Origin of the sequence: Faecalibacillus sp. TM498 (assembly GCF_020589955.1) — a bacterium.
Classification (GTDB): Bacteria; Bacillota_I; Bacilli_A; order Erysipelotrichales; family Coprobacillaceae; genus Faecalibacillus; species Faecalibacillus intestinalis.
In genome coordinates, this window is the sequence record NZ_JAJDKB010000154.1 from 1 (window position 1) to 392 (window position 392).

Consider the following 392-nt stretch of genomic DNA (forward strand, 5'->3'; position numbering starts at 1 on the left):
TTCGGTTCTGTTTTGACTTTACATACTTTTGGCAGAGATTTGAAATGGAATCCCCATATCCACTGCCTTGTTTGCGAAGAAGCTTTTGATACCAAAAAAAATAAAATGAAGAACTTTTCTTTTATTTCCTATGAAAAACTCAGAAAGACATGGATGTATCAGGTCCTTGATCTTCTTTCTAAACAAAAGCTCAAACATTTTCGTTATCTTAAACAGAGATTCTATGATGAACTTGTAAACGGCTTTTATGTCTACGCTAAAAAGAAAGAAAAAGACAATGACGACAATAATGTTGATGATTGCGTCAATTACATTACCAGATACACTTCCAGACCTCCCATGGCTGAAAATCGCATCATCAAATATGAAGATGACAAAAAGATGATCAGATG

General features: G+C 33.9%; 1 protein-coding gene. It reads left to right on the forward strand.

Translation table 11 applies throughout. The features are described from left to right. The coding region (locus LJD32_RS15105) for a transposase (protein WP_227403851.1) at positions 1 to 392 on the forward strand (392 nt) is incomplete at both ends.